The sequence below is a fragment of the Enterobacter cloacae complex sp. P24RS genome (assembly GCF_014982165.1).
GTDB lineage: Bacteria > Pseudomonadota > Gammaproteobacteria > Enterobacterales > Enterobacteriaceae > Enterobacter > Enterobacter quasihormaechei.
Genome location: NZ_JADCKU010000014.1, coordinates 1 through 19841 on the forward strand (window position 1 = coordinate 1; position 19841 = coordinate 19841).

At 56.8% G+C, this 19841-nt stretch carries 20 protein-coding genes and 2 pseudogenes; 14 read left to right on the forward strand and 8 right to left on the reverse strand.

What is annotated here, in order from left to right:
- A pseudogene (locus tag INF58_RS15140) lies at positions 1-314 on the forward strand (hypothetical protein); the annotation flags it as partial.
- A gap of 63 nt (positions 315-377) precedes the next feature.
- On the opposite strand, the gene ychF reads toward INF58_RS15140, so the two are convergent.
- Both ychF and pth read right to left on the reverse strand, forming a co-directional pair.
- A complete protein-coding gene (ychF, locus tag INF58_RS15145) occupies positions 378-1472 on the reverse strand; it encodes a redox-regulated ATPase YchF (RefSeq protein ID WP_010432886.1) in 1095 nt (364 codons plus the stop codon).
- 126 nt (positions 1473-1598) lie between these two features.
- Complete coding sequence (gene pth / locus INF58_RS15150; RefSeq protein WP_006810922.1) at positions 1599-2183, reverse strand: aminoacyl-tRNA hydrolase; 585 nt, start codon at positions 2181-2183, stop codon at positions 1599-1601.
- 273 nt (positions 2184-2456) lie between these two features.
- Here pth and ychH point away from each other — a divergent pair, with 273 nt between their 5' ends.
- Positions 2457-2732, forward strand: a complete 276-nt coding sequence (gene ychH / locus INF58_RS15155; protein ID WP_063865908.1) for a stress-induced protein YchH — start codon at positions 2457-2459, stop codon at positions 2730-2732.
- Between the two features lie 57 nt (positions 2733-2789).
- Here the strand turns inward: ychH and dauA are convergent, their stop codons facing one another.
- The 4 genes from dauA to lolB all read right to left on the reverse strand — a co-directional run bounded on the left by dauA (position 2790) and on the right by lolB (position 7147).
- Complete coding sequence (dauA, locus tag INF58_RS15160) at positions 2790-4472, reverse strand: C4-dicarboxylic acid transporter DauA (protein WP_193528010.1); 1683 nt, start codon at positions 4470-4472, stop codon at positions 2790-2792.
- Positions 4473-4596: 124 nt separating this feature from the next.
- Entirely contained in the window at positions 4597-5544 is a 948-nt protein-coding gene (gene prs, locus INF58_RS15165; RefSeq protein ID WP_003856663.1) for a ribose-phosphate diphosphokinase, read from the reverse strand.
- Positions 5545-5669: 125 nt separating this feature from the next.
- On the reverse strand, positions 5670-6539 hold the full coding sequence (gene ispE / locus INF58_RS15170; RefSeq protein ID WP_193528011.1) for a 4-(cytidine 5'-diphospho)-2-C-methyl-D-erythritol kinase: 870 nt from the start codon (positions 6537-6539) through the stop codon (positions 5670-5672).
- Positions 6536-7147, reverse strand: a complete 612-nt coding sequence (gene lolB, locus INF58_RS15175; RefSeq protein WP_003856665.1) for a lipoprotein insertase outer membrane protein LolB — start codon at positions 7145-7147, stop codon at positions 6536-6538. Before lolB ends, ispE begins: the two co-directional genes overlap by 4 nt.
- 201 nt (positions 7148-7348) lie before the next feature.
- Between lolB and hemA the strand changes: the two genes are divergently transcribed.
- From hemA to kdsA, 6 genes and pseudogenes are all read left to right on the forward strand, one after another.
- Positions 7349-8605 carry a glutamyl-tRNA reductase gene (gene hemA / locus INF58_RS15180; protein ID WP_063452225.1) on the forward strand — a complete coding sequence of 419 codons (1257 nt, stop codon included), beginning with the start codon at positions 7349-7351 and terminating at the stop codon, positions 8603-8605.
- Positions 8606-8646: 41 nt separating this feature from the next.
- Positions 8647-9729 carry a peptide chain release factor 1 gene (prfA, locus tag INF58_RS15185; RefSeq protein ID WP_003856667.1) on the forward strand — a complete coding sequence of 361 codons (1083 nt, stop codon included), beginning with the start codon at positions 8647-8649 and terminating at the stop codon, positions 9727-9729.
- Positions 9729-10559 carry a peptide chain release factor N(5)-glutamine methyltransferase gene (gene prmC / locus INF58_RS15190; protein WP_193528012.1) on the forward strand — a complete coding sequence of 277 codons (831 nt, stop codon included), beginning with the start codon at positions 9729-9731 and terminating at the stop codon, positions 10557-10559. The genes prfA and prmC overlap by 1 nt, the downstream gene beginning before the upstream one ends.
- A gap of 14 nt (positions 10560-10573) precedes the next feature.
- Positions 10574-10755 (forward strand): annotated as a pseudogene (locus INF58_RS15195) (SirB2 family protein); the annotation flags it as partial.
- 3 nt (positions 10756-10758) lie between these two features.
- Positions 10759-11568, forward strand: coding sequence for an invasion regulator SirB1 (gene sirB1, locus INF58_RS15200; protein WP_022648376.1), 810 nt, complete (start codon positions 10759-10761; stop codon positions 11566-11568).
- A gap of 36 nt (positions 11569-11604) precedes the next feature.
- The gene (gene kdsA, locus INF58_RS15205) at positions 11605-12459 is read left to right on the forward strand and encodes a 3-deoxy-8-phosphooctulonate synthase (RefSeq protein ID WP_003856671.1); all 855 of its coding nucleotides are present in this window, start codon (positions 11605-11607) and stop codon (positions 12457-12459) included.
- Between the two features lie 113 nt (positions 12460-12572).
- Here the strand turns inward: kdsA and chaA are convergent, their stop codons facing one another.
- Entirely contained in the window at positions 12573-13673 is a 1101-nt protein-coding gene (chaA, locus tag INF58_RS15210; protein WP_024907071.1) for a sodium-potassium/proton antiporter ChaA, read from the reverse strand.
- Between the two features lie 269 nt (positions 13674-13942).
- Between chaA and chaB the strand changes: the two genes are divergently transcribed.
- Both chaB and INF58_RS15220 read left to right on the forward strand, forming a co-directional pair.
- A complete protein-coding gene (chaB, locus tag INF58_RS15215) occupies positions 13943-14173 on the forward strand; it encodes a putative cation transport regulator ChaB (protein ID WP_063865900.1) in 231 nt (76 codons plus the stop codon).
- A gap of 177 nt (positions 14174-14350) precedes the next feature.
- Complete coding sequence (locus INF58_RS15220; protein WP_063452227.1) at positions 14351-15046, forward strand: gamma-glutamylcyclotransferase; 696 nt, start codon at positions 14351-14353, stop codon at positions 15044-15046.
- A 33-nt stretch (positions 15047-15079) separates the two neighbouring features.
- On the opposite strand, the gene INF58_RS15225 is transcribed toward INF58_RS15220, so the two are convergent.
- Positions 15080-15433 carry a DsrE/DsrF/TusD sulfur relay family protein gene (locus tag INF58_RS15225; RefSeq protein WP_063452228.1) on the reverse strand — a complete coding sequence of 118 codons (354 nt, stop codon included), beginning with the start codon at positions 15431-15433 and terminating at the stop codon, positions 15080-15082.
- A gap of 72 nt (positions 15434-15505) precedes the next feature.
- On the opposite strand from INF58_RS15225, the gene nasR reads away from it, so the two are divergent.
- From nasR to INF58_RS15245, 4 genes are all read left to right on the forward strand, one after another.
- The gene (gene nasR / locus INF58_RS15230) at positions 15506-16687 is read left to right on the forward strand and encodes a nitrate regulatory protein NasR (protein ID WP_193528013.1); all 1182 of its coding nucleotides are present in this window, start codon (positions 15506-15508) and stop codon (positions 16685-16687) included.
- Positions 16688-16914: 227 nt separating this feature from the next.
- Positions 16915-18162 carry a CmpA/NrtA family ABC transporter substrate-binding protein gene (locus INF58_RS15235; RefSeq protein ID WP_193528014.1) on the forward strand — a complete coding sequence of 416 codons (1248 nt, stop codon included), beginning with the start codon at positions 16915-16917 and terminating at the stop codon, positions 18160-18162.
- Positions 18163-18164: 2 nt separating this feature from the next.
- Complete coding sequence (gene ntrB / locus INF58_RS15240; protein WP_193528015.1) at positions 18165-19043, forward strand: nitrate ABC transporter permease; 879 nt, start codon at positions 18165-18167, stop codon at positions 19041-19043.
- A gap of 9 nt (positions 19044-19052) precedes the next feature.
- Complete coding sequence (locus INF58_RS15245) at positions 19053-19841, forward strand: ABC transporter ATP-binding protein (protein ID WP_063452232.1); 789 nt, start codon at positions 19053-19055, stop codon at positions 19839-19841.

Genomic DNA, 19841 nt, shown 5'->3' on the forward strand with positions numbered 1-19841 from the left:
CATTTGGAGCAAACGTCTATATTAAAATAGATAATACTTTTATATTAGATAAAAATGCTCAACGCTGCATGGTAGTGCCATTTTTTATTACGGATAAAAATAAGCTTCAGATAGCTTCTGCGGCAGAGAAATTTGACGTAAACATTGATGTAACCAATAAAACGTATTCGCTCTTTTATGAAATATGTGAAGGAGATGAAATTTATTATAATTTCACTCTCGTTCCGGAAAAAGACGCTATCACTGCTAAATTTTTATTAGACGATCCATGGGGAGGGGTAAAAGGCTACCCTCTCAAAGAAGGTGTTTTTTAAAGTTAAAACAACTAAATAAAAAAAATCCACGCCAAGGCGTGGATTTTTTCCGTTCAAAACAAATCAAACGTTAAACAAGAAGTTCATCACATCGCCATCTTTAACGATGTAATCTTTCCCTTCCGCACGCATCTTGCCTGCTTCTTTCGCGCCTTGCTCACCCTTGTAGGTGATAAAGTCTTCAAACGCGATGGTCTGGGCACGAATGAAGCCCTTCTCGAAGTCTGTGTGGATCTTACCGGCCGCCTGTGGCGCAGTCGCACCGACAGGGATGGTCCACGCACGCACTTCTTTCACGCCTGCGGTAAAGTAGGTTTGCAGGTTCAGCAGCTCATAACCCGCGCGGATCACGCGGTTCAGGCCCGGCTCTTCCAGACCCAGTTCGGCCATGAACTCTTCACGGTCGGCGTCGTCCAGCTCGGCGATATCGGATTCAACGGCAGCGCAAACCGCTACAACCACAGAACCTTCAGCCGCGGCAATTTCACGCACTTTGTCCAGGTACGGGTTGTTCTCGAAACCATCTTCGTTAACGTTGGCGATGTACATGGTTGGCTTCAGCGTCAGGAAGCTCAGGTATTTGATCGCCGCCTTGTCTTCTTCAGTCAGGTTTTTCAGCGCGCGGAGCATGCCCGCGTTTTCCAGCTGTGGCAGACATTTTTCCAGTGCAGCCAGTTCCGCTTTTGCGTCCTTGTCGCCGCCTTTGGCTTTCTTCTGCACGCGGTGAATTGCGCGCTCGCAGGTGTCGAGGTCAGAGAGCGCCAGCTCGGTGTTGATAACGTCGATGTCGTCAGCCGGATCCACTTTGTTGTTAACGTGGATGATGTTGTCGTTCTCGAAGCAGCGAACAACGTGGCCGATCGCTTCGGTTTCACGGATGTTGGTCAGGAACTGGTTGCCCAGACCTTCACCTTTGGATGCGCCTTTTACCAGACCCGCGATGTCCACGAACTCCATGGTGGTGGGCAAAATGCGCTGCGGCTTCACGATTTCCGCGAGCTGGTCCAGACGCGGATCGGGCATAGGCACAACGCCGGTGTTCGGCTCGATGGTACAGAACGGGAAGTTCGCCGCTTCAATACCTGCTTTGGTGAGCGCGTTGAATAGGGTGGATTTGCCCACGTTTGGCAGACCGACGATACCGCATTTGAATCCCATTTCTAAATCACCTTAATCTCTTGATAATCAATCCGTTAACGATAACCGATTGAAGAAAAGTAAATAACTATGCCTATTATACACGTAACCCACGTGCCGCGCGGTAAAAATGCCGCAGGGCCTTGTTTATTGCGCTTTGAAAGCGTGCAGTCGATTGGTGGCTTTCGTTAAGCCGTCCTGAAGCCAAATCTCGGTGCAGCGGGCCGCTTCGTCTACCGCTTCGTCAATCAGCTTTTGCTCAGAAACCGGTGGTTTACCGAGTACGAAACCGACAACTTTGTTTTTATCGCCCGGATGACCGATTCCCACGCGCAAACGATGGAAATTAGGGTTATTGCCCAGTTTGCTGATGATATCTTTCAGACCGTTGTGGCCACCATGACCACCACCCAGCTTGAACTTTGCCACGCCTGGCGGCAGATCCAGTTCGTCGTGGGCCACCAGAATCTCATCCGGATTGATGCGATAGAACGTTGCCATGGCCGCCACGGCTTTGCCGCTCAGGTTCATAAAGGTGGTTGGCACCAGCAACCGCACGTCGGCACCCGCAAGATTGATGCGTGAGGTATACCCGTAAAACTTTGGTTCTTCACGCAGAGGCGCGCGCAGACGCTCCGCCAGCAGATCAACATACCAGGCGCCGGCATTATGGCGGGTAGCGGCATACTCTGCGCCCGGATTGGCGAGGCCGACAATCAGTTTAATCGTCACGATTTACTTCCTAATGGGTTCCAGATCTGGTGCGTAGTTTACTGTCTGGCGCGCCGCTTGACAAAGTTCCGCCTGCTGTACATCGAATTGCGAATAATTTCTTATTTGAACAATTAGAATTTCAAGCTGTTCAATGTCTTATTTGTAAATTTTTGTCTGGGAGTTATCTGTAAATGTGATCGCTCGCGCAACTCATATAAGAGGCGTTGTCTATACTTTACACACAAGGAGAAGGGGCTTTTCCCTGACAACCCAAAGTTCCGGAGGTGACATATGAAACGCAAAAACGCTTCGATGCTCGGTAACGTGCTAATGGGGTTGGGACTGTTCGTGATGGTCGCCGGTGTCGGTTATTCAATTTTAAACCAATTACCGCAGCTTGACCTCCCGCAATACTTTGCGCATGGCGCGGTGCTGAGCATCTTCCTCGGTGCGGTATTGTGGCTCGCCGGGGCGCGCGTAAGCGGACATGAGGAAGTCTGCGATAAATACTGGTGGGTGCGCCATTACGATAAACGATGCCGCCGCGACCAGCATAAACCCAGCTAGTGTGCCAGCTTTACAAAAGAACGACTCCTTCTGGAGTCGTTCTTTTTTTCAGACAATTTATTCCAGGTCGGCGAGTGCCGCTTCGCGATTTGGATAAAAGGCCAGTCGGCCAGGGATCGGCTGTACGCCAGCGCGCGCCATCGTGCGCAGGGGCTGAAACTCCAGGTTACTCACCCGCAGCTCGCAGCCTTCCGGCAGGCGTTTCACAAAACGCTGGAAGGCATCCAGACCGCCGGCATCCAGAACCGGGACGGCATCCCACTTCAGTACCACAATCCGTTTACCCGCTACACGAGACTCCAGATCGCTGAACAACCCCTCTGCGGCAGCAAAGAACAGGGGGCCAATCACGCGCAGCACCAGCACATCGTCAGGCACCTCAACGTTAACCGGAGAGAGACGCGTCATCTGCGCGATGCGGCGCATAAACAGCAGCGAGGCCAGCACAATGCCGACGCTGATGGCGATAACCATGTCGAACAGCACGGTCAGCGACATACAGATCAGCATCACGATGATGTCGTCTTTCGGCGCACGGCGCAGCAGATTTACCACCTTATGCGCCTCACTCATGTTCCAGGCCACCATCAGCAGCAGGGCAGCCATGGCTGAGAGGGGAAGCCACGAAAGCAGCGGGGCCAGGATCAGCAGCGCCATGATCACCAGCAGTGAGTGAATGACCGCCGACACCGGCGATGTCGCCCCTGCGCGAACGTTCGCGGCGGAACGAGCGATCGCAGCCGTTGCCGTAATACCGCCGAAGAACGGCGCAACGATGTTCCCTAAGCCCTGGCCGACCAGCTCGCTGTTAGCTTTATGCTTTGTCCCGGTCATGCCGTCGAGCACCACGGCGCAGAGCAGGGATTCAATCGCTCCCAGCATCGCCATGGAGAACGCGGCGGGCAGCAGGGCGCGAAGGGAATCCCAGCTCAGGGTGAAGCTCGAACCTGGCATGTCCCACGGCAGAACCAGCTGCGGCAGCAGCTGCGGAATACCGTTACCCTGTGAACCGTCCGCCAGAATATAGTGAAACTGCGAGCCGATAGTGGCGACCTGTCCACCGAGCAGGTTGACGACGCCCATCACGGCGCAGCCCAGCAGCAGGGCGGGCAGATGCCCCGGGAGACGAATGCCCAGGCGAGGCCAGACAACAAGCGTCCCGAGGGTAACGATGCCAATGGCCGCATCGCCCAGGTTGGCCGTCGGCAGCGCCATAAACAGCGCGCCCACTTTCTGTAAATAGTGCTCCGGAACATGGGCCATTTGCAGACCAAGGAAATCCTTAATCTGCATGGTCCCGATGGTGATCCCAATCCCCGAGGTGAACCCCAGCGTCACGGAAAGAGGAATGTATTCAATCAGGCGACCAAAACGGGCCAGACCGAACAGAATTAAAAAGACGCCGGACATCAGGGTGGCGACCAGCAGGCCTGCCAGACCAAACTGTTGGGAAACCGGATAAAGGATCACCACGAAGGCGGCGGTTGGGCCGGAGACGCTGAAGCGTGACCCGCCCGTCAGCGCAATCACAATCCCGGCGACCGCCGACGTGTACAGACCGTACTGCGGCGCGACGCCGCTACCAATCGCCAGCGCCATCGCCAGCGGAATGGCAATAATCCCGACGGTGATCCCGGCTATCAGGTCACGGATAAAGCGTGACGATGTGTATTTCTCTTTCCAGCAGGCGTCGATGAGGGCGCGAAAGGGCAGAACATGTGAGGAGGTTACGTTTTTCACAATTATCTATCATCCGTGTGCGCATCATCTGTCATGTGAATGGCAGGTGAAGGAGGCATAAATCATACAAATGAAAATTATAAACAAAAAAACCCGCCGTAGCGGGTTTTTTGGCCGTGCTCGATCAGTGTTCGAACATTGCAGAGATGGATTCTTCGTTGCTGATACGACGAATCGCTTCGGCCAGCATCCCGGACAGGGTCAACGTACGCACGTTTGGCAGTGCCTTGATCTCGTCGCTCAGTGGGATGGTATCGCACACCACAACTTCATCGATGACGGAGTTACGGAGGTTGTTCACCGCATTGCCGGAGAAGATCGGGTGGGTTGCGTAAGCGAATACGCGTTTTGCACCGCGCTCTTTCAGCGCTTCAGCGGCTTTACACAGCGTACCGCCGGTATCGATCATGTCGTCTACCAACACGCAGTCGCGGCCAGCTACGTCACCGATGATGTGCATCACCTGAGAAACGTTAGCGCGCGGACGGCGTTTATCGATGATCGCCATGTCGGTATCGTTCAGCAGCTTCGCGATAGCACGAGCACGTACCACGCCGCCGATGTCCGGAGAAACCACAATCGGGTTGTCCAGATTCAGTTGCAGCATATCTTCCAGCAGGATTGGGCTGCCGAATACGTTATCAACCGGAACGTCGAAGAAGCCCTGGATCTGCTCTGCGTGCAGGTCGACCGTCAGTACGCGGTCAACGCCGACGCTGGACAGGAAGTCCGCGACAACTTTAGCGGTGATTGGCACACGCGCGGAACGGACGCGACGGTCCTGGCGGGCATAGCCAAAGTAAGGAATAACAGCAGTGATACGGCCAGCAGAAGCGCGACGCAGCGCGTCGACCATAACAACCAATTCCATCAGGTTGTCGTTCGTTGGAGCACAGGTGGACTGGATGATGAAAATATCACCACCGCGTACATTTTCGTTAATTTGTACGCTGACTTCGCCGTCGCTAAAGCGACCTACAGCGGCGTCGCCGAGGGAAGTGTACAGGCGGTTGGCAATACGTTGTGCTAGTTCCGGGGTGGCGTTACCAGCAAAAAGCTTCATATCAGGCACGAGAAGAACCTCAGGCATGCGTCCAGTGGTGGATAGCGTTCGCCGCAAACTGCGGGGCCTAAGCAAACGCTATCCAGGCGGTGTATTAAAGAGCGCGATGCAACGTCTGGAACAGGGTGACGTTGTCACCGAAACTCAGTCTGCGCCAGAATGGCCTGCTGTAGGGGGGAGGTGTTCATCCCGCGTGCTACAAAACCATGCAGCCAATCCGGCGCTTGCTCAAGCACCTGACGGGCGGCGGATTCGGTGTCAAATTCAGCAAAGACACAGGCCCCTGTACCGGTCAGGCGCGACGGCGCGTATTCTAACAGCCAGGAAAGCACCGCATCAACCTCGCGAAAACGTTTTCTTGCGATATCCTCGCAATCGTTGCTGAATTCACAATTTAATAACGTATCTATTGACCGTACCGGGGTATTTCTTTTCAGGTCAGGATCTTTAAAGATGACCGGGGTAGGAATGCTCACCCCGGGGTGAACAATCAGATACCATTTTTCCGGCGGATTAACCGGCGTGAGGATTTCACCCACGCCCTCGGCAAACGCCGCGTGGCCGCGCACAAATACCGGTACATCTGCGCCCAACGTTAACCCTAGCGCTGCCAGCTCGTCCGTTGTCAGACCGCAGCCCCACAGGTGGTTAAGCGCCACCAAAACGGTCGCGGCATTTGACGAACCGCCACCAAGACCGCCGCCCATCGGCAGACGCTTGTCGATACGGATATCCGCACCGCTTCCCGCAGGCAGGCGACCCGACGCCGACGCCGCTTTCATCAGCAGGCGCGCGGCACGCACGATCAGGTTATCGTCGTGCGCCACGCCGTCGACCGGCGTCAGCAGGCAAATTTGCCCGTCCTGACGCGGTTCAATGAAAATCGTGTCGCCGTAATCAACAAACTGAAACAGCGTTTGCAGAGTATGATAGCCGTCAGCGCGCTGCCCGGTAATGTAGAGAAACAGGTTCAGTTTTGCAGGAGAGGGCCACTCGGTCATCATTTAACGATCCAGTTGTCCATTTTCAGCTTGATACGCTGGCTGCCCTGCGTCAGCTCCATGTTGGACGGCAGCGACGGTTGTGTCTTGCTGTCATACGCGCTGTACACCACTTTCCAGGTTTTACCGCCCTGGGTGTAGTTCACCTGGCTCAGACGGTATTGATCGTCGAGCGTATAGTCGGTCGCATCACCCGGCAGGCCAAGGATCCACTGGCGCAGGCTATTGAGCGGAATCGGCATCCCGGTTAATTTGCCAATCATCTCTTCGGCGTCGGTGGCCGTGTAGTGCTGGCCTTTATTGTCGGTGATCTGCGCTTCGCCAGGCTTCGCGTTAAGCTCCAGTTCGGTGCTGCCCAGCGGGTTCAGCAGCAGCAGGCGATAGTTGTCCTGACCCGTTTGCTGCCAGAAGAAACGGGCGTAAACCTTTTGTTCGTCAGAGAGATAGGCAAACGCACCGCGGGTCTGGTACTGGCTTAACTTCAGCACGTCCTGCTGGTGCTGGCGCCACTGCGGTGAGTCGGGGCTTTTGCCGGGGCCTTTCGGCTGATGAACGGAACAGGCGGTCAGAACCAGGGCCGCCAGAGGCAGCAGGCGAATCATTCGGGTCATAATGATGACAAATCCTTGAGATACGTTGCAGTTATAAGTGTTAATGCTAGCGTTGAAGGGTGTCACCGTCTACGTTCAAATTATCTCAAAGCGTTGAGTAACCTATTACTCCGAAAGGGTGCGGTCTCTTTTATTGATCTCGCGCATCCTGTATGATGCGTCCTGCTAACCTTATTAACGCTGGTACTACTCCCGCTCAACATGACCCTATTAGCACTCGGTATTAACCACAAAACAGCCCCGGTTTCACTGCGAGAACGCGTTACGTTTTCGCCGGATACGCTCGACCTGGCGCTGGACAGCCTGCTTGCACAGCCGATGGTGCAGGGCGGCGTGGTGCTGTCGACGTGCAACCGCACCGAGCTGTATTTGAGCGTAGAAGAGCAGGACAACCTGCACGAGGCGCTGATCCGCTGGCTATGTGACTACCACAATCTCAACGAAGAAGAGCTGCGCAACAGCCTGTACTGGCATCAGGATAACGATGCGGTCAGCCATCTGATGCGCGTTGCCAGCGGTCTGGATTCGCTGGTGCTGGGCGAGCCGCAGATCCTCGGCCAGGTAAAAAAAGCTTTCGCGGATTCCCAGAAAGGGCATCTGAAAGCCAGCGAGCTGGAGCGTATGTTCCAGAAGTCATTCTCCGTGGCGAAGCGTGTGCGAACCGAAACCGACATTGGTGCCAGTGCGGTTTCGGTTGCTTTCGCGGCCTGTACCCTTGCCCGTCAAATCTTTGAATCGCTGTCGACCGTCACCGTACTGCTGGTGGGGGCGGGCGAAACCATCGAGCTGGTGGCGCGCCATCTGCGTGAACACAAAGTGAAAAAGATGATCATCGCCAACCGCACCCGCGAACGTGCGCAGGTGCTGGCAGATGAAGTGGGCGCTGAGGTGATTGCGCTGAGCGACATCGATGAACGTCTGAAAGAGGCGGACATTATTATCAGCTCGACCGCCAGTCCGCTGCCGATCATCGGGAAAGGGATGGTCGAGCGTGCGCTGAAATCTCGCCGCAATCAGCCTATGCTGCTGGTGGATATCGCCGTTCCGCGCGATGTCGAACCGGAAGTGGGCAAACTGGCCAACGCCTACCTCTACAGCGTGGACGACCTGCAAACCATCATTTCGCACAACCTTGCCCAGCGTAAAGCGGCGGCAGTGCAGGCGGAAACTATCGTTGAGCAGGAAACCAGTGAATTTATGGCCTGGCTGCGCGCGCAAAGCGTCAGCGAGACTATTCGCGAGTATCGCGGTCAGGCGGAGCAGGTGCGTGATGACCTGACGGCCAAAGCGCTGGCAGCCCTTGAACAGGGCGGCGACGCGCAGGCGATTATGCAGGATCTGGCCTGGAAACTGACCAACCGCCTGATCCATGCGCCAACCAAATCTCTTCAGCAGGCTGCCCGTGACGGGGACGATGAACGCCTGACTATTCTGCGCAACAGCCTCGGGCTGGAATAGCGCCCTATACCCATTTTCTATGACAAGGTGCATTTACGCCTATGAAGCCTTCTATCGTCGCTAAACTGGAAGCTCTGCACGAGCGCCATGAAGAAGTCCAGGCGCTGCTCGGCGATGCCGGGACCATTGCCGACCAGGAACGTTTTCGCGCGCTGTCGCGTGAATACGCGCAGTTAAGTGATGTTTCAAAATGCTTTACCGACTGGCGACAGGTCCAGGAAGATATCGAAACCGCGCAGATGATGCTCGACGATCCTGAAATGCGCGAGATGGCGCAGGAAGAGTTACAGGACGCCAAAGCGCGTTCAGAAGAGATGGAGCAGCAGCTTCAGGTACTTCTGCTGCCGAAAGATCCGGACGATGAGCGTAACGCCTTTGTGGAAGTGCGCGCCGGTACCGGCGGCGACGAAGCGGCGCTGTTTGCCGGGGATCTGTTCCGTATGTACAGCCGTTATGCGGAATCACGCCGCTGGCGCGTGGAGATCATGAGCGCCAACGAAGGCGAGCATGGCGGATACAAAGAGGTTATCGCCAAAATCAGCGGCGACGGCGTCTATGGTCGGCTGAAATTTGAATCTGGCGGTCACCGCGTGCAGCGCGTGCCGGCGACCGAATCGCAGGGACGTATTCACACCTCAGCCTGCACGGTGGCGGTCATGCCCGAGCTGCCGGAAGCGGAACTGCCGGACATCAACCCGGCGGATCTGCGTATCGACACCTTCCGCTCGTCAGGGGCGGGCGGTCAGCACGTTAACACCACCGACTCCGCCATCCGTATTACTCACCTGCCGACCGGGATTGTGGTGGAGTGTCAGGACGAACGTTCCCAGCACAAAAACAAAGCCAAGGCGTTGTCCGTGCTGGGCGCGCGCATTCACGCGGCGGAAATGGCGAAACGCCAGCAGGCGGAAGCGTCTACCCGTCGTAACCTGCTGGGCAGCGGCGATCGCAGCGACCGTAACCGCACCTATAACTTCCCGCAGGGCCGCGTCACCGATCACCGCATTAACCTGACGCTCTACCGTCTGGATGAGGCGATGGAAGGTAAGCTCGATATGCTGATTGAGCCTATCGTGCAGGAATACCAGGCCGACCAGCTGGCGGCGCTGTCCGAGCAGGATTAATGGATTTTCAACGCTGGCTACGCCATGCCGCCAGCGCGCTTTCCGCGAGCGAAAGCCCGAAGCGCGACGCTGAAATCCTGCTGGAACACGTGACGGGCAAAGCCCGGACGTATTTACTGGCCTTCGGTGAAACCGAACTGACCGCTGAACAGCTGGCGCAGCTGGAAGTGCTCCTTGACCGCCGTAAAACCGGCGAGCCGGTGGCGCATCTGGTGGGCGAACGTGAGTTCTGGTCGCTGCCGCTGTACGTCTCGGCGGCCACGCTGATCCCGCGCCCGGACACCGAGTGTCTGGTGGAGCAGGCGCTGGCGCGGCTGCCGGCGCAGGGCTGCCCTGTTCTCGACCTCGGTACCGGCACCGGCGCGATTGCGCTGGCGTTGGCCAGCGAGCGGCCGGACTGCACCGTCACGGCAGTGGACGTGATGCCTGATGCGGTCACGCTGGCGCAGCGTAACGTTGCGCGCCTGGGGCTGAGCAATGTTTCCGTTCTGCAAAGCAGTTGGTTCGCCGCGCTTGAAGGCCGCATGTTTGACATGATTGTCAGCAATCCACCCTACATTGACGAAGCCGATCCGCATCTCGCGCAGGGCGACGTTCGCTTTGAACCGCTGACGGCGCTGGTCGCTGCGAATCACGGACTTGCGGATCTCGATCACATTGTGACAACGTCACGGCAACATTTGCTTCCCGGTGGCTGGCTGCTCGTAGAACATGGCTGGACGCAGGGGGAGGCGGTGCGAGCGCTGTTTACGCGTGCCGGTTACGCCGCGGTGGAAACCTGCCGGGATTACGGCGGCAACGAACGCCTCACGCTGGGGCAGTGGGCATGAAAGTAGTCGATACGCCATTTACTGATAAAGGCGCATGGCTGACTGAGACGCTGTTTGGCGTTATCATCTACATCGTTTTGGGTTTTATCGCGCGTAGGCGTTACCGTCCGCGCAGCCAGCACGCTTTTTGCTGGGTCTGGTGGTGCTGTACATCATCATTAAACTCGCCACCACAAGAATACCGTTACTGGGGTAAGTCATGAGGTCCTTAGCCGATTTCGAATTTAACAAAGTGCCGCTCTGCGATGGCATGATCCTGATTTCAGAGATGATCCGCGACGATTTCACGTCGCAGTACGTTTACGCTGAACTGGAAAATCTGGTCAGCCTGGCGCGCGAAGAGATCAATCAGGCACGTCCGCAGGACTGGCAATTAGAGAAGCTGATAGAGCTTTTCTACGGCGAATGGGGTTTCTGCGACACGCGAGGCGTATACCGCCTGTCTGACGCACTGTGGCTGGACCAGGTGTTGAAGAATCGTCAGGGCAGCGCCGTCGCGTTGGGCGCCATTTTACTGTGGGTTGCGCACCGGCTGGATATTCCGCTGGTGCCGGTCATTTTCCCGACGCAGATGATTTTGCGGGCGGAGTGGCTGGACGGGGAGATGTGGTTAATCAATCCGTTTAACGGCGACACGCTGGATGAACATACGCTGGACGTCTGGCTGAAGGGCAATATTAGCCCTATTGCTGAGCTCTTCAATGAAGATCTCGATGAAGCCGATAACGCTGAGGTGATCCGCAAGCTGCTGGATACGCTGAAGTCTGCGCTGATGGAAGAGCGTCAGATGGAGCTGGCCCTGCGCGCAAGCGAAGTGCTGTTGCAGTTCAATCCGGAAGATCCGTACGAAATCCGCGATCGCGGCCTGATTTATGCGCAGCTCGACTGTGAGCACGTGGCGCTGAATGATTTGAATTATTTCGTCGAGCAATGTCCGGAAGATCCGATCAGCGAAATGATTCGCGCGCAGATCAACGCGATCGCGCATAAACACATTACACTGCATTAATCTTAATTCCGATTCACACCTGAATAAGGCGATCCTATGAAACAAAAAGTGGTTAGCATTGGTGATATCAACGTGGCAAACGACCTGCCGTTCGTGCTGTTTGGCGGTATGAACGTGCTGGAATCCCGCGATCTCGCTATGCGCATCTGCGAACACTACGTGACCGTGACCCAAAAGCTGGGCATCCCGTACGTGTTTAAAGCCTCTTTTGACAAAGCCAACCGCTCCTCCATTCACTCCTACCGTGGCCCGGGCCTGGAAGAGGGAATGAAGATTTTCCAGGAGCTGAAACAGACGTTTGGCGTGAAAGTGATCACCGACGTGCACGAAGCCTCTCAGGCGCAGCCCGTGGCAGACGTAGTAGACGTGATTCAGCTTCCGGCGTTCCTGGCTCGCCAGACTGACCTGGTTGAAGCGATGGCGAAAACCGGTGCCGTGATTAACGTGAAGAAACCGCAGTTTGTGAGCCCAGGTCAGATGGGTAACATCGTCGACAAGTTTATCGAAGGCGGTAACGACCAGGTGATCTTGTGCGACCGTGGTTCAAACTTCGGTTACGACAACCTGGTTGTGGATATGCTGGGCTTCAGCGTGATGAAGAACGTCTCTAACCAGTCTCCGGTGATTTTCGACGTAACCCACTCTCTGCAATGCCGCGACCCGTTTGGTGCAGCGTCCGGCGGCCGTCGTGCGCAGGTGACCGAACTGGCACGCGCCGGGATGGCAACCGGCCTGGCGGGCCTGTTCATTGAAGCGCACCCGGATCCGGCTAACGCGAAATGCGACGGCCCATCCGCGCTGCCGCTGGATAAGCTGGAGCCGTTCCTGAAGCAGATCAAGGCGATTGACGATCTGGTGAAGAGCTTCGACGAGCTGGATACCAGTAACTAATAAAAAACCCGCTTCGGCGGGTTTTTTTATGGGGCATATTGCCGGGTGGCGCTGCGCTTACCCGGCCTACAAAACCGTAGGCCCTGCAAGCGAAGCGCCGCTGGGCAAAAACACTACGCAAATATCGTCATCAGATACGCAATAAACAGCGCCATATGTGCCGCGCCGTTAAGCACATTGGTGCGACCGGTAGAGAAGGAGATCTGGCACAGCAGCAGCGACGCCACCATCACAATCATCTCTGGTGCCCCCAGCGCAAACTGCAATTCATTCCCCGTCATAAAGGCAATCAACGTTACCACCGGAACGGTAAGGGAGATGGTCGCCAGTACGGAGCCGAAGAACAGGTTCATCGCACGCTGCACCTGATTGTTCAGCACCGCTTTCAGCGCGCCCAGGCCTTCTGGCGACAGGATCAGCAGTGCCACCAGGAAACCGGTAAAGGCGACCGGCGCGTTCAGTTCGGTTAACAGCGTTTCCAGCGGGTTGGCGTTCATCTTGGTGACCGCGATAACCGCAATCAGATGCACGATCAGCCAAACCGTGTGCCACGCGCTGCTGTGGGCCGACGGCTTGCCGTGGTGCGGGTCATCGTCGTCGCTGTCATCTTCATGTTCGTAAACAAACAGGCTCTGGTGCGTTTTGGTCTGAATGAGCAGGAATACGCCGTACATCGCCGCGGAAATCAGCGCGACCAGCAGCGCCTGGCCGGTGGAGAAGTTTGCACCCGGCAGCGCCATCGGGAATACCAGCACGATAATCGCCAGCGGGAACAGGGCAATCAGATACTGTTTAATGCCAAAGAGGTTCATGTACTGGGTGGCAAATTTACGACCACCGAGTAAAAGCGAGAAACCGACCAGGCCGCCGGTGACAATCATGATGATGGAATAGAGCGTATCACGCATTAACGTTGGCGCGGCGTCGCCGGTCGCCATCAATGCGGAAATTAAGCTGACTTCAAGAATAACAACCGAAAGACTTAATATTAATGAGCCGTACGGCTCTCCCAAACGGTGTGCTAAGACATCCGCATGGCGGACGACGCTAAATGCGCTGGTTAAAATACCTACCAGCGCCAGAATATTGATCCCGACCACCACTGGCAGTGACTGACTGCTTCCCCAGAAGAGCAGCACAGCCAGTGCCAGAACCGGGAAAATGAGAGACGTCTCCTTGTGGCGGGTCTTTACCGCCTCGTGTGTTGCTGTCATGTGCTTCTCCGTCAATGCAGGTGCTTGTAATTATAGATAGATTTTGAGGACATTAAACTAACAGAAATCTGTTAAATACCCTTTGTTTTTTACTTAATTTTACCCTTTGTAATGTTTTTTATGCTTGAGGGTTATAATACCTCATCTTCATAAAATAATAATTTAATAACAACACGTTGTGATTTTAAGTCGTTCATTTCTTCCTGTCGGCTGGCACCCTGGCGTATCCTCGTCCACACTTATCTTTTAGCCAAAAAGAGAGGTTAACGATGCCATACAAATCGAAAAGCGAATTACCGGATAACGTGCAACACGTATTGCCTGCCCACGCGCAGGATATCTACAAAGAAGCCTTTAACAGCGCCTGGGATCAGTACAAAGATAAAGAGGACCGCCGGGATGATGCCAGCCGTGAAGAGACGGCGCATAAGGTAGCCTGGGCCGCCGTAAAAAATGACTATGAAAAGGGAGACGATGATAAGTGGCACAAAAAGAAATAGCCGCCGACTAATACGCTGCCTTCGTTTTGACTTTTCAGGCGGTTGATCTGCCGTTGTATTGCATCTGGCCCGCGAATTGCTTATCGTTGCTCGGCTGCTGTTAAAATGAACAGCGCAGAATGCCGGGAAGGCGAACTACAGATGTCGCAAGGAAGCATGCAGTGGCGGAGGTGTAATGTGTTAACGCGTGATTTCTTGATGAAGGCAGATTGTAAAACGGCATTTGGTGCTATTGAGGAATCGCTTCTGTGGTCGGCTGAACAACGTGCGGCGTCGCTTGCGGCAACGCTGGCCTGTCGCCCGGATGATGGCCCGGTCTGGATTTTTGGCTATGGCTCGCTGATGTGGAATCCGGCGCTGGAGTATGTCGAATCGGCAACCGGCACGCTGCCGGGCTGGCACCGTGCGTTCTGTTTGCGTCTGACGGCCGGACGCGGCAGCGCCTGTCAGCCTGGCCGCATGCTTGCACTAAAAGAGGGCGGGCGCACCACGGGCGTGGCATACCGCCTGCCGGATGCCACCCTGGAAGACGAACTGACGCTGCTGTGGAAGCGCGAGATGATTACCGGCTGCTATATGCCCAGCTGGTGCAGGCTGGAACTGGACGATGGCCGCACCGTAAACGCGCTGGTATTTATTATGGATCCGCGTCATCCGCTCTATGAAGCCGACACCCGAACCCAGGTGATTGCCCCGCTGATTGCCGCCGCCAGCGGACCGCTGGGCACGAACGCCCAGTATCTTTTCTCGCTCGATCAGGAGCTAAAGCGTCTTGGTATGCAGGACGACTGTCTGAGCGAGCTGGTGGTGAAGGTGAAAACTCTATTGGAGGGCAACCCGCTCAGCAATACGCTGCGCCCCGGTTTTGCCTGAATACGACGCCCGGCTGACCGGGCGTCAGTCGATTTAAAAGGTTAACACCTTGTCCGCAGCCAACGTCCACTCGGCAAGCTCAGGCAGCGTGCCGATCTCAACCCCATCAATCAGCGGCAGCCCGGTAATGCCGCGCCCGTCCGTGCAGGTTTTACACAGTTTGACCGGCACATCTTGCGCCGTGAGGATCTCCAGCATCTGCTGAATGTTGTAGCCTTCAGCCGGTTTCTGTCCTTTCAGCCCCGCGGTGACCGCATCCGACATCAAAAACAGCCGCAAATCGGTTTCGCTCTCTTTTTCGCGCAGGGCGATCGCCAGACGCAAGCTGTTGAAGAGGGATTCGCTGCCGTAGGCCGCCCCGTTGGCGACGATAACGATTTTTTGCATGTTGACTCCTGTTCTTTTAAAGGCACGAATATTGCTTGTCTCAGCGGAGATGACCGATCCGGGAGAGAGAAGATGACGACAATCACTGGCCGTTTGCCCGGCGCAACCGAATGGTTCCAGCGCGCAACATATCAGCGCAGGGAACAGCTCAGCAGACTTGCGCAGCTGGGAGAGCTGGTGAACAGCATTAGCCAGCTGGTGCATATGCTACAGTGTGAGCGCGGCGCGTCAAACGTCTGGCTTTGCTCGCAGGGCAAACTCTATGCCCCGGAATGCAAAGCCAGCCGGGGGCTGGTGGATGAAAACCTGGCGGTATTGCTTACCCTGCTGAAAGGTCAGGCGTCGCTGCCCGGAAGTGCCGTCTGTGAACGCATCGCCGTTGCGCTGCAATGCCTGGAGACGCTGCCGGCCCTTCGCGAGGGCGTGACGCAGCAAAGTATTACCGCTCCTCAGGCGATGGAGCACTACAGCCGGATGCTTCGCCATCTGCTCAGTATCGTCCCGCAGCTCAATGACAGCATTGACGATCCGCACATTGCGGGCCGTTTCGTCGCGCTTTTTAGCCTGATGCAGGGCAAAGAGCTGGTGGGGCAGGAGCGCGCGCTGGGGGCAATTGGTTTTACCCTGGGGTTTTTTGATGATGAAACCCGCCAGAGGCTGGTGGACCGGATCGACGGGCAGCAGGCCTGCTTCGACATCTTTCTTTCTCACAGCCGCGCCGGGGTGCAGGAGGCGTTTGCCCAGAACTGCCTGCCGGGCCTGGAAACCGAGCAGCTGAGACGCGTGGCCTGTACCCGCCAGCCCGGTGCTAACGGCGGTAACGTCGCGCTGACGTGGTTTACCTTACAGACAAGCCGCCTCGAGCATCTGCGCACGCTGGAGGAGGGGATGATCGCCGATCTGATGCTGACGGTGGAGGAACGTCTTCGCAGCGAGGACGGCCGCGGCCGGTTAAGCGATCCCGATGAACCTCTCGCGCCTTACCCGGATAAACCTCTGCTTACGCTGGTGCGCCAGCAGGCGCGCGAGATAGAACAGCTTTCCCGCCAGCTTGCCTCGCTGCGCGATACGCTGGAAGAGCGGAAGACCATCGACAAAGCCAAAAGCATACTGATTGCTCACCAGAATATGAGCGAAGAGCAGGCGTGGACTGCCCTGCGCAAAATGGCGATGGATAAAAACCAGCGCATGGTGGATATCGCCCGTGCGCTGCTCACCGTCAAGAACCTCTTGCCAGTCATCCCTAAGGAGTAGTTGCACGATCGGTGGGCATTTTCTGCCTGTTTAGAGTGCGTCAAATCACATTCAGGCGAAGTAAGGCCTGAAAAACAAGGGATTAAAAGCTGGCATTACCTTTGCATTAACAGATTAACCATTTCTGACGATGCGCCAACGGCGGTGCATGCGTCTTCGGGATAAAGGCGTCCAGCGGTGCTTCAGCACCGTCGGGCGCTTTTTTTTGCTTTTTTTCAGGAGCGATTATGGCGGATTTGTCGAGACGGCGGTTATTGCAGGCCAGCCTACTGGCGAGTGGCGCGATGCTGTTGCCGGGTGTCATGCAGGCCGCGTGGGCGGCGGGGTCAGATAAGCCAGAGCAGGATACCGTGCGTATCGGGTTTATTCCCCTGACCGACTGCGCGCCAGTGGTTATCGCGGCCCTGAAGGGGTTCGATAAAAAGCATGGCATTACCATTGTGCCGACCAAAGAGGCGAGCTGGGCGGCGGTGCGCGACAAGCTGGTGGCGGGTGAACTGGACGCCGCGCACATTCTTTACGGCCTGCTGTACGGGCTGGAGCTGGGGATCGCGGGCAAGCCACAGCAGATGGCGAACCTGATGACCCTCAATCAGAACGGCCAGGCCATCACGCTTTCAGGCGATCTGGCGGAGAAGGGCGTTCGTGACCTCGACAGGCTGAAAAAGCTGATCGGCCAGCAGGCGCCGGGAACCTACACCTTCGCGCATACCTTCCCGACGGGGACCCACGCCATGTGGCTCTACTACTGGCTGGCCAGCGCGGGCATCAATCCCTTTGACGACGTCCGCACCGTGGTGGTGCCGCCACCGCAGATGGTAATGAACATGCGCATCGGCAACATGGTCGGGTTTTGCGTCGGCGAGCCGTGGAACGCGCGGGCGATTAACGACCGCATCGGCTTTACCGCCGCCACGTCGCAGTCCATCTGGGCCGATCACCCGGAAAAAATCCTCGGCACCCGCCGCGACTGGGTGGCGAAAAATCCGCACACCGCGCGGGCGCTGGTAAGCGCCGTAATGGAAGCCGCGCGCTGGATCGACGCGTCGGCGGAAAACAAACGTGAAACCGCGCAGATCCTCTCTCGCCGCGCCTGGCTGAACTGCAAGGAACAGTACCTCACCGGACGCATGCTCGGCGAGTACGACAACGGCCTGGGCCAGCGCTGGCAGGATGCGCACCCGATCCGCTTCTTCAACGAGGGGGCCGTGAGCTACCCGTACCTCTCCGACGGGATGTGGTTCTTAACCCAGTTCCGCCGCTGGGGCTTGCTTAACGCCGCGCCGGACTATGCGGGCATCGCACAGCGCATTAACCAGACCGTGGTCTGGCAGGATGCCGCTACCGCCGTGGGCGGCATGTCTACACCGTCATCACCGTATCGCAGCAGCACCCTGATGGACGGCACCGTCTGGAACGGCACCGATCCGGAAGGATACGCCAACCGCTTCGCCATTCACCGTAAAGGGGCCTGAGTATGCCGCATCTGCAAAATAGGAAACCACAAGAGACGTCAGAGAGCGGGGAAGTGATTGTCCTGCCTCCGTTACAGGTTCGCCGCCGCACGCCCGCCTTTGCGCGCCGGATGAACGATTTTTTACAGCGCGTCATCCCGGCGCTGCTCGGTCTCGGGCTGCTGGTGATGCTCTGGCAGCTGGCAGCGATAAGCAGTAAAGGCTTTCCGACGCCGCTCAGCACGCTTGATTCGGCCATAACCCTGTTCGCCGATCCGTTTTATCGCGACGGGCCAAACGATATGGGCATCGGCTGGAACGTGCTTGCGTCGTTGCAGCGCGTCGCCATCGGTTTTGGCCTGGCGGCGCTGGCGGGCATTCCGCTGGGCTTTTTGATTGGCCGCTTCACCTTTTTCTCACGCATGTTTAACCCGCTGATCGCGCTCCTGCGCCCGGTCAGCCCGCTGGCCTGGCTGCCCATCGGCCTGCTGTTGTTCCAGAAGGCGGAGCCGGCATCGAGCTGGACCATTTTTATCTGCTCCATCTGGCCAATGGTCATCAACACCGCCGAAGGGGTGCGCCGCATTCCGCAGGACTACCTGAACGTGGCCCGCGTGCTGCAACTCTCCGAGTGGACCATCATGCGTCGCATTCTTTTTCCCGCCGTGCTGCCTGCGGTGCTGACCGGGGTACGCCTCTCCATCGGCATTGCCTGGCTGGTGATTGTCGCCGCCGAGATGCTCACCGGGGGCCTGGGCATTGGCTTCTGGATCTGGAACGAGTGGAACAACCTCAACGTTGAAAACATTCTCATCGCCATCGTCATCATTGGCGTGGTCGGGTTGCTGCTGGAGCAAGGGCTGATGCTGATCGCCCGTTGCTTTAGCTGGCAGGAAAAATAAGGAGCAAAGATGAAACCGTTAATTCAGGTCCAGGCCGTGAGCCAGCGTTTTTCCACTGCCAGCGGCGAGTTTCTGGCGCTGCAAAACGTCTCTTTCGATATCCATGAGGGGGAAACCGTCAGTCTGATTGGTCACTCCGGCTGCGGCAAGTCGACGCTGTTAAACCTGATCGCCGGGATCGCGCTGCCTACGGAAGGCGGACTGATTTGCGACAACCGCGAAATCGCCGGGCCGGGGCCAGAGCGCGCGGTGGTGTTCCAGAACCATTCGCTGCTGCCGTGGCTGACCTGCTTCGACAACGTGGCGCTGGCGGTGGATCAGGTCTTCCGTCACGCCATGAGCAAGGCCGAGCGCAAAGAGTGGATTGAGCACAACCTCGACCGCGTGCAGATGGGCCACGCGCTGCATAAGCGCCCCGGGGAGATCTCCGGCGGCATGAAGCAGCGCGTGGGGATTGCCCGGGCGCTGGCGATGAAACCCAAAGTGCTGCTGATGGATGAGCCGTTTGGCGCGCTGGATGCCCTGACGCGAGCCCATTTGCAGGACTCGGTGATGCAGATCCAGCAGGCGCTGAATACCACCATTGTGCTCATCACCCACGACGTGGACGAGGCGGTGCTGCTTTCTGACCGGGTGCTGATGATGACCAACGGTCCGGCGGCCACCGTGGGCGAGATCCTGCGCGTCGATCTGCCGCGCCCGCGCAACCGGGTGCAGCTGGCGGACGACGGCCGCTATCACCACATGCGCCAGCAAATCCTCCATTTCCTCTACGAAAAACAGCCGAAAGCGGCGTAA

What these genes read in the sequence shown, in the direction of transcription:
- ychF (WP_010432886.1), bottom strand. Translation starts at nt 1,472, where the DNA reads ATGGGATTCAAATGCGGTATCGTCGGTCTGCCAAACGTGGGCAAATCC.
- ychH (WP_063865908.1), top strand. Translation starts at nt 2,457, where the DNA reads ATGAAACGCAAAAACGCTTCGATGCTCGGTAACGTGCTAATGGGGTTG.
- ispE (WP_193528011.1), bottom strand. Translation starts at nt 6,539, where the DNA reads ATGATGACCGAGTGGCCCTCTCCTGCAAAACTGAACCTGTTTCTCTAC.
- lolB (WP_003856665.1), bottom strand. Translation starts at nt 7,147, where the DNA reads ATGACCCGAATGATTCGCCTGCTGCCTCTGGCGGCCCTGGTTCTGACC.
- hemA (WP_063452225.1), top strand. Translation starts at nt 7,349, where the DNA reads ATGACCCTATTAGCACTCGGTATTAACCACAAAACAGCCCCGGTTTCA.
- prfA (WP_003856667.1), top strand. Translation starts at nt 8,647, where the DNA reads ATGAAGCCTTCTATCGTCGCTAAACTGGAAGCTCTGCACGAGCGCCAT.
- prmC (WP_193528012.1), top strand. Translation starts at nt 9,729, where the DNA reads ATGGATTTTCAACGCTGGCTACGCCATGCCGCCAGCGCGCTTTCCGCG.
- sirB1 (WP_022648376.1), top strand. Translation starts at nt 10,759, where the DNA reads ATGAGGTCCTTAGCCGATTTCGAATTTAACAAAGTGCCGCTCTGCGAT.
- kdsA (WP_003856671.1), top strand. Translation starts at nt 11,605, where the DNA reads ATGAAACAAAAAGTGGTTAGCATTGGTGATATCAACGTGGCAAACGAC.
- chaA (WP_024907071.1), bottom strand. Translation starts at nt 13,673, where the DNA reads ATGACAGCAACACACGAGGCGGTAAAGACCCGCCACAAGGAGACGTCT.
- chaB (WP_063865900.1), top strand. Translation starts at nt 13,943, where the DNA reads ATGCCATACAAATCGAAAAGCGAATTACCGGATAACGTGCAACACGTA.
- INF58_RS15225 (WP_063452228.1), bottom strand. Translation starts at nt 15,433, where the DNA reads ATGCAAAAAATCGTTATCGTCGCCAACGGGGCGGCCTACGGCAGCGAA.
- nasR (WP_193528013.1), top strand. Translation starts at nt 15,506, where the DNA reads ATGACGACAATCACTGGCCGTTTGCCCGGCGCAACCGAATGGTTCCAG.
- INF58_RS15235 (WP_193528014.1), top strand. Translation starts at nt 16,915, where the DNA reads ATGGCGGATTTGTCGAGACGGCGGTTATTGCAGGCCAGCCTACTGGCG.
- ntrB (WP_193528015.1), top strand. Translation starts at nt 18,165, where the DNA reads ATGCCGCATCTGCAAAATAGGAAACCACAAGAGACGTCAGAGAGCGGG.
- INF58_RS15245 (WP_063452232.1), top strand. Translation starts at nt 19,053, where the DNA reads ATGAAACCGTTAATTCAGGTCCAGGCCGTGAGCCAGCGTTTTTCCACT.